The sequence below is a fragment of the Vibrio sp. V33_P6A3T137 genome, from assembly GCF_009904835.1.
In the GTDB taxonomy this organism is placed as follows: Bacteria; Pseudomonadota; Gammaproteobacteria; order Enterobacterales; family Vibrionaceae; genus Vibrio; species Vibrio metschnikovii.
In genome coordinates, this window is sequence record NZ_WXWK01000074.1 from 1 (window position 1) to 2,351 (window position 2,351).

Genomic DNA, 2,351 nt, shown 5'->3' on the forward strand with positions numbered 1-2,351 from the left:
AGTATATGCTACAGAGAGAAGTTTTTCATTTGATAGCTCATTATTGTTAGGTTCTAATGATGATAATAATCTAAGCAATATCATTGATAATTTATTAAATGAATCATTAGCACAAGAAGGACAGTATAGTGTAGATGTTTATATAAATAATCAATTTCACCGACGTGAATTGGTAAGCATGGTCAATAAAAGGAATGAGGTTATACCTTGTTTTTCAGTTAGTTACTGGAAAGGGTTAGGTGTAAACGATGCATATATATTAACAATAGATGATGAAGACTGTGCAACTGTTCAGGACTTAACTTTTGATCTCAATCGTTCAAATTTAAGACTTTCTTTATTTGTTCCACAAGCTTATATGGTCTCTTTACCTCGAGGTTATATTAACCCTGAGCAATGGGATTTTGGAGAATCTGCATTATTTATCAACTATGATGGAAACTATTTTCATTCCAAACAAACATCTGGTTTAAGTAATAGCGAGAATAGTAGTTTGTTTACTGGTATGCGGATTGGTGGAAACGTTGGTAATTGGCGCTTTCGCAGTCAACTGAGCTACAGCCATACAGACTCAGGATTAAGAACACAAAGTGACTTTAACCATATACGTACTTATGCACAAACAGCATTACCTTCCTGGAAAAGTGAACTTACTTTAGGGCAAACTTTTACTTCAGATACTGTTTTTGATAGCGTAGGTTTTACTGGTGCTGAATTAAAATCAGATATTAGAATGAGGCCTCTTTCTCAACGAGGTTTTGCACCAGTGATCACTGGCGTCGCAAACTCTGTGGCAACAGTCACCGTATCTCAGCAAGGAAGACAAATATACCAGACAACGGTATCACCGGGGCCATTTGAGATTCGAGACCTTTATTCTACTTATTACCAAGGCGATTTAGATGTTTCTATAGAAGAAGCCAGTGGTAGAGTCGCGAATTTTACTGTTCCTTTTAACGCAGTATCTGGATCTATCCGCCCCGGGCAGTTTAACTATAGTGTTTCAGTCGGCCAGCTACGTTTGACAGAAATATCAGATGAGCCCTACTTTATACAAGGTGTCTATGAGAGAGGTATTAGTAATAGTTTAACTACAAATTTCGGGATGCGAGTGTCAGAAAATTATTTTTCATCTGCACTAGGGGCTGTTTTAGGTACCCCAATTGGTGCATTAGGTTTGCGTTCAATATATTCTCATGCTGATATATATGGAAATACATATAGAGGTTGGCGCGCAGGAGCTGATTATTCTATCGGTTTTGACACAGGTACGACCTTAACTTTAGCTGGATATCGATATTCTACATCGGGTTATCGAACATTAAGTGATGTAGTAGCTGCAAATTCACAGAATGATACTAATACATCAATCGTTTTTAGTCAGTCAGAACGATCTCTACTGAGTTTAAATGTCAACCAGTCTTTAGCAAATATGGGGCAACTTTATTTTTCTGGCTCTCACACCAGTTATCGTGGTGAGAAAGATGCAGTTACTCAAGCTCAACTAGGGTACTCTTCTCGTATAGGGAAAGCGACACTGAATCTTAATTATTCTAAGATTTATCAACAGGATAGATCTGGTTCTGATGATGTTGTAAGCCTTGGAATTTCAATTCCTTTAGGGGAAAGTAATTATCCAGCATTAATGTCATTAGGTGTAACACGCAATGACAATATGACAAGTTATCAGGCTGGTTTATCTGGTCAACTTGGTGATTTGGAAAATACAACGTATGGATTGAATTACTCTTTAGATGATGATAATTCGACTTATTCAGTAAGCCTAAATCAGTTAGCAGAAAAAGCTTCTTTTGGAACTACCTATAGCCAAAGTGAAAATTATAAACAGTGGGGAGCAAATATTCGTGGTGGAGCAGTTATACATTCTGGTGGCGTTAACTTAAGCCAAAGTTTGGGAGATTCATTTGCAATAGTAAAGGCGAAAGATGCTAAAGGTGTCGCGATTCGTAACACACGAGGTGCGGCAATTTCAGGTAACGGTTATGGTATTATTAGTAATTTATCGCCTTACAGTATCAACCAAATATCTCTTGATCCTTCAACAATCAGTAATAAAGATGTTGAGCTTGCAGAAACACAGTTTAGATTAATTCCAACTGCGGGAGCAATTTTAAGCTATGATGTTAGTACTCGTTTAGGCAAAGCATTGCTAATTCAGATATCTGGAGAAACATTACCACCATTAGGTGCTGAAATTAAGGATGATGATAATATTAATATTGGCATGGTTTCACAAAGTGGACTTGCCTTTATTCGAGTTTCTAAACCTGTAGGCTCGCTATATGTTCGGTGGGGAGAGTCAGAAGATCAGAAATGTACATTTGACTATG

The 2,351-nt window shown here is 37.3% G+C and carries 1 protein-coding gene; it reads left to right on the forward strand.

Going from position 1 to position 2,351, the window contains the following annotated elements; genetic code table 11:
• The coding region (locus tag CAG60_RS06965; RefSeq protein WP_161438582.1) for a fimbria/pilus outer membrane usher protein at positions 1 to 2,351 on the forward strand (2,351 nt) is incomplete at both ends.